General features: G+C 73.6%; 12 protein-coding genes. 4 read left to right on the forward strand and 8 right to left on the reverse strand.

Annotation, left to right across the window (positions count from 1 at the left end):
• Window positions 1-6 precede the first annotated feature (6 nt).
• From MILUP08_RS29755 to MILUP08_RS29765, 3 genes are read right to left on the reverse strand one after another with little or no spacing between them, the layout of a single operon-like run.
• The gene (locus MILUP08_RS29755; RefSeq protein ID WP_007464819.1) at window positions 7-1,350 is read right to left on the reverse strand and encodes a M16 family metallopeptidase; all 1,344 of its coding nucleotides are present in this window, start codon (window positions 1,348-1,350) and stop codon (window positions 7-9) included.
• Window positions 1,347-2,657, reverse strand: coding sequence for a M16 family metallopeptidase (locus tag MILUP08_RS29760; protein ID WP_007464821.1), 1,311 nt, complete (start codon window positions 2,655-2,657; stop codon window positions 1,347-1,349). Before MILUP08_RS29760 ends, MILUP08_RS29755 begins: the two co-directional genes overlap by 4 nt.
• A 10-nt stretch (window positions 2,658-2,667) precedes the next feature.
• The gene (locus MILUP08_RS29765) at window positions 2,668-3,783 is read right to left on the reverse strand and encodes an LLM class flavin-dependent oxidoreductase (RefSeq protein ID WP_007464823.1); all 1,116 of its coding nucleotides are present in this window, start codon (window positions 3,781-3,783) and stop codon (window positions 2,668-2,670) included.
• Between the two features lie 141 nt (window positions 3,784-3,924).
• Here MILUP08_RS29765 and MILUP08_RS29770 point away from each other — a divergent pair, with 141 nt between their 5' ends.
• The 4 genes from MILUP08_RS29770 to MILUP08_RS29785 are packed head-to-tail and all read left to right on the forward strand — an operon-like array spanning window position 3,925 to window position 7,099.
• On the forward strand, window positions 3,925-4,989 hold the full coding sequence (locus tag MILUP08_RS29770; RefSeq protein ID WP_007464825.1) for an ABC transporter substrate-binding protein: 1,065 nt from the start codon (window positions 3,925-3,927) through the stop codon (window positions 4,987-4,989).
• Window positions 4,986-5,765, forward strand: coding sequence for an ABC transporter ATP-binding protein (locus MILUP08_RS29775; protein WP_007464827.1), 780 nt, complete (start codon window positions 4,986-4,988; stop codon window positions 5,763-5,765). Before MILUP08_RS29770 ends, MILUP08_RS29775 begins: the two co-directional genes overlap by 4 nt.
• Entirely contained in the window at window positions 5,755-6,639 is an 885-nt protein-coding gene (locus tag MILUP08_RS29780; RefSeq protein WP_007464829.1) for an ABC transporter permease, read from the forward strand. The genes MILUP08_RS29775 and MILUP08_RS29780 overlap by 11 nt, the downstream gene beginning before the upstream one ends.
• Before the next feature lies 1 nt (window position 6,640).
• Entirely contained in the window at window positions 6,641-7,099 is a 459-nt protein-coding gene (locus MILUP08_RS29785) for an RrF2 family transcriptional regulator (protein ID WP_007464831.1), read from the forward strand.
• Window positions 7,100-7,205: 106 nt separating this feature from the next.
• Here MILUP08_RS29785 and MILUP08_RS29790 read toward each other — a convergent pair whose 3' ends face one another.
• From MILUP08_RS29790 to MILUP08_RS29810, 5 genes are all read right to left on the reverse strand, one after another.
• Complete coding sequence (locus MILUP08_RS29790) at window positions 7,206-7,406, reverse strand: hypothetical protein (protein WP_007464832.1); 201 nt, start codon at window positions 7,404-7,406, stop codon at window positions 7,206-7,208.
• Window positions 7,407-7,659: 253 nt separating this feature from the next.
• On the reverse strand, window positions 7,660-8,973 hold the full coding sequence (locus MILUP08_RS29795) for a DEAD/DEAH box helicase (protein ID WP_007464835.1): 1,314 nt from the start codon (window positions 8,971-8,973) through the stop codon (window positions 7,660-7,662).
• Between the two features lie 225 nt (window positions 8,974-9,198).
• On the reverse strand, window positions 9,199-9,402 hold the full coding sequence (cspE, locus tag MILUP08_RS29800) for a transcription antiterminator/RNA stability regulator CspE (protein WP_007464836.1): 204 nt from the start codon (window positions 9,400-9,402) through the stop codon (window positions 9,199-9,201).
• 226 nt (window positions 9,403-9,628) lie between these two features.
• Window positions 9,629-13,033, reverse strand: coding sequence for an ATP-dependent helicase (locus tag MILUP08_RS29805; protein WP_007464839.1), 3,405 nt, complete (start codon window positions 13,031-13,033; stop codon window positions 9,629-9,631).
• A partial coding sequence (locus tag MILUP08_RS29810) for a RecB family exonuclease (protein WP_039906858.1) occupies window positions 13,030-13,977 on the reverse strand: 948 nt, incomplete at its 5' end. The genes MILUP08_RS29810 and MILUP08_RS29805, both read right to left, overlap by 4 nt.

Raw genomic sequence — 13,977 nt, forward strand, 5'->3', positions numbered from 1 at the left:
GGTGCCTCATGGCTGCACCGGCTCGGTGTGCACAGGCGTCAACGCGGCCAGCCCGGGGGTGATCCGCTCGGCGTCGCCCAGCACGACCACCGCCGCCCGGGCGGGCGCGAGGTAGTGGGCGGCAACCCGCGCGACGTCGTCGACTGTCGCCTTCGCCAGGCGGTCCGCGTACTCCGCGAGGAACTCCAGCCGCAGGCCGTTGCCGGCGTACGCGCTGGTCAGCGCGGCCAGACCGGCCTGGGTGGACATGCCGAGCTGGAGGGTGCCCAGGGCGTACTGACGGGCCTGCTCCAGCTCCTCCGGCTTCGGCGGCAGCGACGCCAGCCGGCCCAGCTCGTAGGTGGTCTCCAGCAGCGCCGGGCCGGTGACCTCGGTGGCCACCTCTGCGCCGGCGACCAGAACCGACCCGGCCACCGAGTGTTCGATCACCGAGTGCGGGCCGTACGTGTAGCCCTTGTCCTCGCGGATGTTCTCCACCCAGCGGGACGAGAAGTAGCCGCCGAAGATCAGGTTGGCCAGTTGCAGCGGGGCGTGGTCGGGGTCGGTGCGCGACACGGCGGGCAGCGCGACCCGCAGCGAGGACTGCACCGAGCCGGGCCGGTCGACAAGCAGCAGCGGCCCCGGTTCCAGCGGCGGGGTGGCCGGCAGGGTGGCCGTACGGCCGGCACCGGCCCACCCTCCGAGCGCCCGCTCGGCCGCGTCCAGGGCCTTCTCCGGCTGCACGTCGCCGACCACCACGAGCTGCGCCCCGGCGGGGTGCACCCGCTCGGCGTGCAGGGTGCGCAGGGCCGCCGGTCGGACGGCACGGATCTGGCCCGGCTCCGGGGTCTGCGTGGCGTACGGGTGTCGCCCGTAGATCCGCTTCAGCAGCGCCTCGCGGGCCAGGTGCGCCGGCTGGCTCTGGGCGACCTGGATCCGGTCGATCAGCCGGTCCCGCTCGGCGGCCACCTCGTCGCCGGGGTAGCTGGCGCCGGTCAGCACCTCGGCCAGCAGCTCCAGCATCCGGTCCAGGCCGGTGACCAGGCCGGCGCCGGAGAGCATCAGCCGGTCCGGGTCGACGCCCGCGGACAGTCCGCCGCCCACCTTCTGCAGCTCGGCGGCCAACTGCACGCTTGTCATCGACTCGGTGCCGGAGAGCATGGTCTGCGAGAGCATCGCGCCGCGCGCGAGGTGGGCGCGGCCGAACGGAACCCAGAGCCGCAGCTCGACCAGGGGCACCGCCGGCCGGCGTACGGCGATCACGGTGAGCCCGTTGCGCAGTGTGCGCTCGGCCTGCTTGGGCACCTTGAGCTTGCGGGTGGGGCCGAGCGCGGGCAGCGTACGCGGCCCGGTGGTGGTGGTGCTGCTCATCGGGCGCCTCCGGGAATGACCTCGACCGCGGCGCGGCGCTCCGGGCGCAGGGTGGCCGCGGCGGCCCGGACCTGCTCCTCGGTGACGTCGCCGACCAGTCGGGGCAGGTCGTTGAGCAGGCCCGGCTCGCCGCGTTGCTGTTCCAGGACCGCCATCCGCAGCGCCCGACCGAGCACCGCGTCGGTGTCGCGCAGCAGGTGGGTGGCCATCCGGGCCTGGGTGCGGGCCAGCTCACCGTCGGTCAGCCCGTCGGTGGCCAGCCGGTCCAGTTCCTCGTCGACGGTGCGCAGCACCTTGTCCACGTCGCCGCCGGGCGGCAGGTGCGCCTGGAGCAGCAGCGCGGTGGGGTCACGGACGTCGAACGGGTCACCCATGAAACCGAGGTAGCCGCCGAGGCTGGTCACCGTCCGGTCGCGCTGCACCAGCCGTTCGACCAGCCGGGACGCGTCGCCGTCGGTGAGCACCTCGGCCAGCACCACGTACGGCAGGTAGCCGGCGAAGTCGCCGACCGGGTCGGGCACCCGCCAGGCGCCGGCCACCGCCGGCAACGGCGCCAGGGCGTCGGTGTACGAGCTGCGCCGCTCCGCGGTCAGGTCGGGCTCGGTGAAGTCGGGCCGTCGGGGTGCGGGACGGGACGGCACGTCGCCGAAGTGCCTGGTGACCAGCTCGGTCGCCTCGGCCACGTCGATGTCGCCGCTGACGGCAAGCACCACGTTGCCGCTGGCGTAGTAGCGGCGGAAGAAGTCGGCGGCGTCGGCGACGGTGGCCGACTCCAGGTCGTCGAACGAGCCGTAGCCGTCGTGCGCGTTCGGGAACGTGTCGAACATGACCGGCGGCAGGGTCAGCCAGGGGAAGCCACCGTACGGCCGGCTGAGCACGTTGACCCGGATCTCCTCCTTGACCACGTCGACCTGGTTGCGCAGGTTCTCCTCGGTCAGTCGGGGCCCGCGCATCCGGTCCGCCTCGAGGAACAGCGCGCGTTCCAGCGCGTTGCTCGGCAGCGTCTCGAAGTAGTCGGTGTAGTCCAGGTGGGTGGAGCCGTTGAACGTGCCGCCGGCGCCCTGCACGTGCCGGAAGTGGGCAAGCTTCTCCAGGTTCTCCGAGCCCTGGAACATCAGGTGCTCGAAGAGGTGGGCGAAGCCGGTCCGCCCTTCCGGCTCGGAGCGGATGCCGACGTCGTAGACCACCGCCACCCCGATCACCGGGGCACTGCGATCCGGGGTCAGGACCACCCGCAGGCCGTTGTCGAGGGTGAACCGCTCGACCGGATACTTCGTCGCTGGAATTCTGGATCTCCGCGCCGCCACGGGATCGACCCTAGCGCGTCGGCACCCCCGCCACCGGCGACCTCCGCGGAGCCACCGTCACCGGGTTGGCGAGGCGCGGCAGGACCTCGGCGCCGACCCGCTCGGCCTCCTCCCGGTGCGGCCAACCGGAGAGGACGAACTCGTCGACGCCGAGTGCCGCGTACTCATCGATCCGGGTCGCGACCTCGGCGTAGCTGCCGACGAGCGCGGTGCCGGCGCCCTCGCGGACCAGGCCGACCCCGGCCCAGAGGTTCGGTGCGACGGTGAGCCCGTCGGTGCGGCCGGCGTTCAGCGCGGCCATCCGGGCCTGGCCGACGGAGTCCATCCGACGGAACCGCGCCTGGGCGGCGGCGATCCGCTGCGGGCTCATGCCGGCCAGCAGCCGGTCGGCCTCGGCCCAGGCGTCGGCGCTTGTGGGCCGCGCGATGACGTGCAGCCGGAGGCCGGTGCGCAGGGTGCGGCCGTGCTCGGCGGCGAGCGCCCGGATGCGGGTGACGCGGGCGGCGATCGCCGCCGGCGGCTCGCCCCACATCAGGTACACGTCGGCCTGGCGGGCGGCCACCGTCTCGGCGGCCGGGGACGCGCCGCCGAAGTAGATCGGCGGCGGATCGGCCAGCGGGGTGGCCAGCCCGCCGCCGTCGACCCGGTAGTGCGTCCCGGCGTGGTCGAACGGCCGGCCGGCCCAGGCGCGCCGCAGGACCTCGATGAACTCCCCGGTACGCGCGTAGCGCTCGTCGTGGCCCAGGAAGTCGCCGTACGCGCGCTGTTCGGCGGGGTCACCCCCGGTCACGATGTTGAGCGACAGGCGGCCCCCGGAGACGGCCTGGAACGCCTCGGCCTGCTGGGCGATGAGCGTGGGCAGCGCGAAGCCGGCCCGGACGGCGACAAGCATCCCGAGCCGCTCGGTGTGCTGGGCGACCGCCGCGCAGACGATCCACGGGTCGGGGCAGCCGGCGCCGACGGGGGTGAGCACTGCGGCGAAGCCGCCCGCCTCCGCGGCGCGGCCGACCTCGGCCAGGTACGCCACGGTGGCAGCCCGGTCGTGGCGGGCGGCACCGGCGGTGACGGTGGCGGCGCCGACCTGGTCGCCGTCGCCGGAGGTGGGGAGGAACCAGTGGAAAATCACGCGGCCACCCTACCGAGTCGGTAGGAATTACCGACATAACTGAGACGCCCCTTCCCGGCATGTGGATGAGCCTTGACGCTGGCCCTGCTCTGGCCCACTCTTCCTACCAACTAAGTAGGAATACTGCGGATTGGATGGACGATGAGACGGCATCCCCTGCGCCGGTTGGTCACCCTGGCCACGCTCGCCGCCCTCGGCGTGACGACCCTGGGCACCACCGCCGCGTGCGGCGACGACAGCGAGGGCGCGGAGGGCGGCTCCGGCCCGGTGACCCTGCGGCTCGGCTACTTCCCCAACATCACCCACGCGCCGGCCGTCGTCGGCGTGGAGAAGGGCATCTTCGCCGAGAAGCTCGGCGCCGACGTCAAGCTCGAACCGAAGACCTTCAACGCCGGCCCGGCCGCCATCGAGGCCGTCTTCTCCGGCGCGCTGGACGCGACCTACATCGGCCCGAACCCCACGGTGAACGCGTTCTCCAAGTCCAAGGGCGAGGCCGTCCGGGTCGTCTCCGGCGCCGCCTCCGGAGGCGTGGCGCTTGTGGTCAAGCCCGGCATCACCGGCCCACAGGACCTCAAGGGCAAGAAGGTTGCCACCCCGCAGCTCGGCAACACCCAGGACGTGGCGGTCCGCTACTGGCTCAAGCAGCAGGGGCTGACCACCACCAAGGAGGGCGGCGGCGACGTCAAGATCGTGCCGCAGGAGAACGCCCAGACGGTGGAGACGTTCAACAGCGGCGCGATCGACGCCGCCTGGGTGCCCGAGCCGTTCGTCTCCCGGCTCGTCAACGCCGGCGGCAAGGTGCTCGTCGACGAGCGCGACCTCTGGCCGGACAAGAAGTTCGTCATCACCAACCTGCTGGTCAGCACGAAGTTCCTCAAGGCACATCCGGACGTCGTGCAGAAGCTGGTCGACGGCCAGGTCGCCGCGAACGAGTTCGTCAACACCAAGCCGGACGAGGCCCAGCAGGCCATCTCCGACGCCATCGGCAAGATCACCGGCAAGCCGCTGGACCTCAAGCTCATCAAGCAGGCGTGGCCGACGTTGGAGTTCACCAACGACCCCATCCCCACCTCGCTCAAGGCCGGGCTCGACCACGCCGTCGAGGTCAAGCTGACCGAGCCGGTGGACCTCAAGGGCCTCTACGACCTGACGTACCTCAACAAGGCGCTCAAGGCGGCCGGCAAGCCCGAGGTCACCCAGCCATGACGTCGACCACGACGGCGCCGCAGAGCGCGACCACCGCGGTCGCGCTCTCCGGCGTGACCAAGGTGTACGGACGCGGGTCGAACGCCGTACTGGCCCTGGACGGGGTCTCGCTGGACGTGGCGCCGGGCGAGTTCGTCTGCCTCGTCGGCGCGTCCGGCTGCGGCAAGAGCACCCTGCTCAACCTGGTCGCCGGCCTGGACCGGCCCAGCGGCGGGCAGATCGGCATCGCCGGCGGCGCCAATCCGGGGCTGATGTTCCAGGAGCCGGCGCTCTTCCCGTGGCTGACCGTCGACGCGAACGTCGAGGTGCCGCTCAAGCTGCGCGGGCTGCCCCGCGCCGCGCGCCGCGAACGGGTCGCCGAGCTGCTGCGCACGGTGCACCTGGCCGAGTTCGGTCGCAAGCGGCCACACGAGCTGTCCGGCGGCATGCGACAGCGGGTCGCGCTGGCCCGCACCCTGGCCCTGGACACGCCGGTGCTGCTGATGGACGAGCCGTTCGGCGCGCTGGACGCCATGACCCGGGACATCCTGCACGACGAACTGGAACGGATCTGGTCCGAACGGCAGCTCTCGGTGCTCTTCGTGACGCACAACGTCCGCGAGGCCGCCCGCCTGGCCGACCGGATCATCCTGCTCTCCAGCCGCCCCGGCCGGATCATCTACTCCACCGAGGTGGACATCCCCCGGCCACGACGGATCGACTCGCCGGAGGTCGCCGCGATCGCCGCCGAGGTCACCGAACGGCTCCGTACGGAGGTGGGCCGCCATGGCCAGTGACACCCTCACCAGCACGGCGCGCAGCGACGCGGAGATCTCCGGCCTGGACGCACTGGAGATCGCCGGTCGGGAGAAGGAGGTGTCCCGCGGCACCCGGTTCTGGGCGGCCACCTGGCCCAAACTGGCCGCGCTGGCCATCGTCATCGCCGCCTGGCAGTTGGTAGTGCTGTCGGGCTGGAAACCGCCGTACTCGCTGCCCGGCCCGCTTGTCGTCGGCCGCGAGCTGGTCACCCAGGCCCAGGGCCCACAGCTCTGGGAGGGTCTGGTCACCACGCTGCGGCGGGCCGCCGTCGGGTACGTCTTCTCGGTCGCGGTCGGCCTGCTGCTGGGCCTGGCGGTGGCCCGGTCCAAGGTGCTCCGGGCCGCCATCGGCTCGATGATCACCGCGTTGCAGACCATGCCGTCGATCGCCTGGTTCCCGCTTGCCATCCTGCTGTTCGAGCTGAGCGAGAAGGCGATCTTCTTCGTGGTGGTGCTCGGCGCCGCGCCGTCCATCGCCAACGGGGTGATCTCCGGTGTGGACTACGTGCCACCGCTGCTGCTGCGCGCCGGCCGCAACCTGGGCGCCCGGGGGCTCAACCTCTACCGGTACGTGATCGCGCCGGCCGCCCTGCCGGCGATCATCGCGGGCCTCAAGCAGGGTTGGGCGTTCTCCTGGCGGAGTCTGATGGCCGGCGAGCTGATCGTCGTCGGCATCTCGCAGACCTCGCTGGGCGCCCAGCTCACCTACTCGCGGGAGCTGTCCGACGCGCCGTGGCTGCTCTCCACGATGATCGTCATCCTGGTGCTCGGCCTGGTCGTGGACGCGGCGTTCGGCGCGGCCGACAAGGCGATCCGCCGTCGTTGGGGCGTACTGGACCAGGCTGGTCAGTGACGTGTACGTCTCCGCGCGCAGCGACTACGCGCTCCGGGCGATGCTCGCCGTCGCCGCCGCCGTACGCGGCGGCGGCGACGCGGGCGGTGGTGGCAGCGAGCTGGTGAAGGCGGGCAGCCTGGCCGAGGTGCAGGAGATCCCGCTCAGCTTCCTGCAGGGCATCCTGCTCGACCTGCGCCGGGCCGGTCTGCTGCTCAGTCATCGGGGCGCCGAGGGCGGCTACGCGCTGACCCGGCCACCCGAGGAGATCACCGTCGGGGACGTGCTGCGCGCGGTCGGCGGCTCGCTGACCACGGTACGCGGACTGCCAGCCGAACGCGCCGGCTACCACGGGGTGGCCGCCGGGCTCACCGACGTCTGGCTGGCGGTGCACGGGGCGATCGCCACAGTCGTCGACAGCACCAGCCTCGCCGACCTGCTCAGCCGCACCCCGACCGACCGGGCGTCCACGACGTCCTGACCACCGGGGCGGTGTGGTCGGGTCGGTGCCCCGCCGGCCCGACCACCCCCTCGTACCGATCCTGACCGGGCCTGCCCCTCGCCGACGCCGGTCGACCGGTCGCTGCTCAGCCCCGGTGCTCGACCGTCGGGCCGGAGCCCGGATCGCCGGGACTGCGCAGCTCCACCAGACCGGCGGGAGCATTTCCCGCCGGGGTGGCATGCCAGGGCGCGAAGGCCGCGACCATCGCGAGCAGCAACCCGGCGAGCCCGACCGCGACCACCAGGATCAGTTCGCGCAGCGCCCCCGAGCCGGCTTCGCCCGCCATGGTCACCCCTCCCGCGCCGGGCCCCCCGCCCGGCTTCCCCCGGTGGCCAGCTTCGACCACACCGGGCCGGGACACAGTCGGCCAGCCGACCAAGCGACGGCTGATATTCGACTCGGACCAGCGGCCGGACGGTGGTGACGCCCGCCCGCCCCGGTCGTCGGGGCAACCGGTCCGGGACGCAAGCCGGACCACCCCGCAGACGAACCGACCCGCCCCGCCGAAGCGGAACGGGTCGGTGACGTGCGTGCGGAGATCAGACGGTACGCGGGCGGCGCGGACGACGCGACCGGCCCGACGCGCGGTGCGCCGGACGAGCGCCGCCGTCCGTGGCCGAGCCACCGGCCGCGCGTCCCCGGCTGACGGCCACCGGCGGGGCGGCGATCGTCACCGGCACACCGGAGGGCTCGCGCGCCCCGGTGACCCGGGCCAGCGCCTCGTCACCCGGGCGCACCTGGACCGACTGCGGCCGGATGCCGGCGGTGGCCATCAGCCGGGACACGTCCCGGCGCTGCTCGGGCAGGACCAGGGTGACCACGGAGCCGGACTCGCCGGCGCGGGCCGTCCGACCACCGCGGTGCAGGTAGTCCTTCGCCTCGGTCGGCGGGTCCACGTTCACCACCATGTCGAGGCCGTCGACGTGGATGCCCCGCGCCGCCACGTCCGTGGCGACCAGGGCGGTCACCTGACCGTTGCGGAACTGCTCCAGGATGCGGGTGCGCTGCGGCTGGGACTTGCCACCGTGCAGCGCGGCGGCGCGTACACCCTTGGAGAGCAACTGGCGCGCGAGCCGGTCGGCGCGGTGCTTGGTGCCCATGAACAGGATGGTGCGGCCCTCACGGGCGGCGATCCGGGTCAACGCGTCGGGCTTGTCCAGCGCGTCGACGTGCAGCACGTGGTGGGTCATCGCGGTCACCGTGGCGGTGCCCGGGTCGACCGAGTGGGTCACCGGGCTGCTGAGGAAGCGGCGGACCAGCCGGTCCACGCCGCCGTCCAGGGTGGCGGAGAAGAGCATCCGCTGGCCCTGCGGGGCGACCTGCTCCAGCAGCTTGGTCACCTGCGGCAGGAAGCCCATGTCGGCCATCTGGTCGGCCTCGTCCAGCACGGTGATCTCGACCTGGTCGAGCCGGGCGTCGCCGCGGTTGATCAGGTCGTTCAGCCGGCCGGGGGTCGCCACGACCACCTCGGCGCCGGCGCGCAGCGCGTCCGCCTGCCGCTGCAACGACAACCCGCCGACGACTGTGGCGCAGCGCAGACCGACGGCCCGGGCGTACGGGGCCAGCGCGGTGGTCACCTGCTGCGCCAACTCCCGGGTCGGCACCAGCACCAGGGCCAGCGGGCGACCCGGCCGGGCCTTGCGGCCGGCGGTGCGGGACAGCAGGGGAAGCCCGAAGGCGAGCGTCTTACCCGAGCCGGTACGACCACGGCCGAGCACGTCGCGACCCGCGAGCGAGTCCGGAAGCGTGGCCGACTGGATCGGGAACGGCTCGATGATGCCCTGCGCGGTAAGCGCGCTCAGCAGCGCCGGCGCCAGACCGGTATGGGCGAAAGACGGAATAACTGTGGTCACGCAGAAGCCTTCCTCGACGCGGCACGTGTCGAGGGAGGGCGCCGAAGTCGGCGCTGTCACCAGCGGCACAAGGCCGCCAGGACTCACAAGCACGAACCGATTAGGGTACGGGCCGGCCCGCCGCCGGGCCGCCGCCTGCTGGGCAGGTCGACGGCGGGGCGGGCCGGTCCCGTCACCGTCACACCCGGAGGGCGCGACGGGTAGTACTACCGACCGATCCGAAGATCAGAGCGGGCGGATGTTCTCCGCCTGCGGGCCCTTCTGGCCCTGGGTCACCTCGAACTCGACCCGCTGGTTCTCGTCCAGGCTCCGGTAGCCGGAGGACTGGATCGCCGAGAAGTGGGCGAAGACGTCAGCGCCGCCGCCGTCCGGGGTGATGAAGCCGAAGCCCTTGTCAGCGTTGAACCACTTCACGGTGCCAATAGCCATGTGTTTCGTCTCCTTGACGGAACGTCGAACCCGCACTTGTTGCGGGCTCGAAGAGGAGCGCTCCGCGCGGGAATGCGCGAATCGCCTGTCGCTTCTGGTCGCCCCGCCCGGAGAGCTCCGGACACAACAAAGAGCGCCTGGGGCCACAATCCCGCCAGGCGCACACAGAGTCTCTGGTAACCAAAACTGCAACCCGGTCAACGTATCATGGTTTTCCCGCGCGCGGTCAATCTTGGGCGGAATCTTCGGGCAATCGAGCGATCATGGCCGTGAGCCCGGTCACGTCCAGCAGGTCGGCGGGCCGAACCGTCACGCCGTGCCGGACGTAGTGGAAGGCCGCGCCCACCAGGTCGACAGGCACGCCGGCCAGCTCCGCCCAGGCCAACCGGTACACGGCCAACTGCACGGCGGCCACGTCCGCCGCCGGCCCGGCCGGCTGCGCGCCGGTCTTCCAGTCGACCACGTCGAACCGCCCACCCGGCCGGGCGAAGACGGCGTCCATCCGCCCCCGCACCACCACGCCGGCGATCACCGTCGCGAAGGGCACCTCCACCTCCACCGGCACCCGGTCGGCCCACTCGCTGGCCAGGAACCGCTCCTGCAACTCGACGAGCGCCTCGTCCGGCGCGGCGTCCGCGTCGGCCGCACCGGGCAGCTCGTCCAGGTCGAGCAGGCGGTCGGCGCCGAAGCGCTGCTCCAGCCAGGCGTGGAACGCGGTGCCCCGACGGGCGTACGGGTTGGGCGCGGTGGGCACCGGGCGGCGCAGCGTACGGGCCAGCGCCGCCGGGTCACGGCGCAACGCCACCAGCTGGGTGACGCTCAACTGCCCGGGCAGGGCCACCTCGACCGCGCCGGAGAGCCGGGTCAGCTCGGCCCGCTCGGCCAGCAGCAGATCCGCCTCGCGACGCCAGCGCTCCACCTCCGGGTCCACCTCCGGCTCGACGGTCACCATCGGGCCCGCGACCACCGAGCCGACCGGCCCCGCCACCACCGGGGTCGGACCGTCGGTCATCAGGCGGCGCACCAGCCCGGCCGCCTCGGCCAGCGCCGGTCGGCGGCCACCCAGCGGGTCGGCCGGCCACTCCGCGCGCAGCACCACCTCGGCAGTCGGGTTCGTGGCGTCCGGGGTGGGCTCCGGCGCCCACGCGTCGACCACGTGCCCCGGCCCACCGTCCAGGCAGGCGTCGTACACCTCGCGCAGGAAGACCGACGGACCGCGCGGTCGCTTCGTCCCCTCCCCCCACCAGTACCCCGAGCAGAGCAGCAACCGGCGCGGTCGGGTGACCGCCACGTAGGTCAGCCGGCGCTCCTCCCGTTCGTCGTGGGCCCGCCAGGCGTCGGTGAAGTCGCTCACCGCCCGGGCCACGGCCCGCTGGTCGGCCGCGTCGTCGAGCGCCAGCTCGGGCAACCCGTCGGCGTCGCCCCGCAACGGGAACGGCAGCACGCCCAGCCCGCCCAGCCAGTGGTCGGAGTTGCGCACCGGCCCCGGCCACGACCCACGGCACAGCCCGGCCACCGCCACCACGTCCCACTCCAGGCCCTTCGCGGCGTGCGCGGTGACCACCTGCACCGCGCCCTCCACCACCTCGACCTCACCCGGCGCCAGACCACGCTCCTCGTCCTCGGCGGCGGCCAGGTAGGACAGGAACCCGGACAGCGTCGCGCCGGGCGTCTCCCCGCTGAAGCGGGCCGCCACGTCACCCAGCGCGTCCAGGTGCCCCCGGGCCAGGCCGGCGTCACCGGCGCCGTCGCGGCCGGCGCGCACCGCGACCTCCACGTCCAGGCCGATGGTCCGTTCGATGTCCGCGATCAGATCCGGCAGGGCCTGGTCCAGGCGGTACCGCAACAGGGCCAACTCCATGCCGTACGCGCGCAGCCGCGCGAACCCCTCCGCCGAGTACGCCTGCGCCGGGCCGAGGTCGGCCAGCGCCTCCACCAGGGTCGCCTCGTCGAGCAGGTCGGGGGCGATGTCCGACGTGTCGTCGGCGGCCACCTGGCGTCGGGCGTTGGCGATGGCCCGGGCCCGCCGGTGCAGCGCCACCAGGTCACGCGGCCCGATCCGCCAGCGGGCGCCGGTGAGCAGCCGCAGCAGCGCCGCCCCGTCGGTCGGGTCGGCCAGCACCCGCAGCGTGCACACCACGTCGCGGACCTCGGGAGTGTCCAGCAGACCGCCGAGGCCCACCACCTCCACCGGCAGGCCACGCTCGCGCAACGCCGACTCGATCGCCGGGATCTGACTGCGGACCCGGACCAGCACGGCGGTCGTCGGGCGTTGCGCCACCGGGATGTGCTCGGGAGCCGCGCCGGGCATCCGGGCCGCGCCCCGCCAGGCGGCGAGCACACTGTCGGCGAGCCACGCCGCCTCGTCGGCGTACGTGGGCAGCAACGCGCAGTGCACAGTGCCACCGGCCGCCCCGCCGGGGCTGCGGTGCGGAATCGGGTCGCGGACGGTAAGCGCGGACCGCAGCTCCGGCACCCGCGCGCCGGCCGCCCGCAACGGCGTGGACAGGGCGTTCGCCACCCGCAGGATCTCCGGGCGGTTACGCCAGCTGGTGGTGAGCCCGAGCGCCTCGGCCGGCTCACCGTCGGTACGGGCGAACTCCGTGGGGAACCGGTCGAGCGTGCCCGCGCTGGCGCCCCGCCAGCCGTAGATGGACTGGCACGGGTCACCCACCGCCGTCACCGGGTGCCCGCCACCGAACAGCGCGTTGAGCAGCACCACCTGGGCGTGACTCGTGTCCTGGTACTCGTCGAGCAGCACCACCCGGAAACGGTCCCGCTCGATCTCGCCGACCCCCGGGTGATCCCGGGCCACCCGCGCCGCCCGGGCGAGCTGGTCGGCGAAGTCCATCGCCTCGAAGTCCTCCTTGCGCCGGGCGTACGCCCGCACCAGCGGCAGCAGGCGCAGCCGGGTCTGTTGCAGGGCCAGCGCCTTGCGCACGTCGGCGTACACCCGGCCCGGCCGGGACTGCACCTCGGCGAAGAACCGGCCGGTCCAGGCGGCCAACTGGTCCGGCGCGACCAGGTGCTCGTCCAGCTCCCCGGCGAGCGCCAGCACCGCGTCGGTGATGGTGCTCGGCATCCGGTCCACCTCGGACATGTCGCCGTCGTAGTTGCGCACCAGCAGGTCGACCAACTGCCAGCGGGACGCCTCGGTGAGCAGTCGGGTGGACGGCTCGTAGCCGGCCCGCAGACCGTGCTCGGTGACGATCCGCCCGGCGTACGAGTGGTAGGTGGAGACGGTGGGCTCACCCGCGAGCGGGTCGTCCAGCGGATCACGGCCCTGCCGGCCGAGGCGGCGGATCAGCTGGTCGAGCCGCGTACGGACCCGGTGGGCCAGTTCACCGGCCGCCTTCCGGGTGAAGGTCAACCCGAGGATCTGCTCCGGGCGCACGTACGAGTTGGCCACCAGCCAGACCACCCGCGCGGCCATCGTCTCGGTCTTGCCGGACCCCGCCCCCGCCACCACCAGCAGCGGCTCCACCGGGGCGGCGATGATCGCGGCCTGCTCCCGGGTGGGCGCCGGCAGTCGCAGCAGTTTGGCCAGCTCCACCGGGGTGTAGCGGGGCCCGGAGTCCGCCAGCCGGGGTGTCGGCGCGGGGCCCGCGCCGAACAGGGTGGGCTGGGTCATGGATTCTCCGGACGTCGGACGGTCGGCGGCTCGACCACCTGGCGCCCCTGCCCGGAGACCGGGCAGCTGGTGCGCACCGGGCAGACCCGGCACTTCGAGTTGGCCACCGCGGCGAACGTGGCGGCTGCCATCGTATCGGCGGTCCGCCGGACCAGCGCCGTCGCCCAGCCGGCCGCCGGGCCCTCGCCCGCCGCCGGCTGATTCTGCTCCCGGGCATCCTTCGCGGAGGTGCCGAGCTGCACCAGCGCCGCCCCGCCGGACTCGTCGCCGAACTCGGCGAACGCGCCCGCCTCCACCGCCGCCTGGTACGCGCCGAGCTGCGGGTGCTCGGCCAGTTCGGCGCCGGTCACCGCTGTCGACTTGCCGGTCTTGAGGTCGATCACCACCAGCCGGCCGGCCTCGTCGACCTCCAGCCGGTCGACCCGCCCGGTCAGGTCGACAGGTCGCTGCGGATCGTCCAGGCGGACCGCGAACTCGTGCTCGATGGCGAGCAGCCGGCGGGGGTTGGTGGCCAGCCAGCGCAGCAGCTTGTCGACCATCGCCTCGGCGCGCTCCCGCTCGGGGCCGGCCATCCAGCGGGCGGCCAGCTCGATCGCGTCGAACCGGGCGGCCACGTAGTCGAGCAGGGCGCCCCGGTCGGCGCTGGCGTCCTCGGCGAGCATCGCGGCGGCGTGCACCAGGTTGCCCACCCCCTGCGCGGTGCTGGTCGGGCCGCTGCCCCCGTGCCGTTCCAGCAGCCAACGCAGGCTGCACCGCAGCGCGCTCTCCATCGCCGACGGGGTGACCCGCACCGGCGCCCCCTCGTCGACAAGCGGCCGGTCGTCGGAGAGCCCGCGCAGACCCCACCAGTCGTCGGGGTGCGCGCCGGGCACACCGGCGGCGGCCAGCCGGGCCAGCTCGGCCGCCGCGGCGCGCCGCCGGGCCGCCGGCGCGGCCGGGTCGGT

This window comes from Micromonospora lupini str. Lupac 08, from assembly GCF_000297395.2.
Lineage (GTDB): Bacteria > Actinomycetota > Actinomycetes > Mycobacteriales > Micromonosporaceae > Micromonospora > Micromonospora lupini.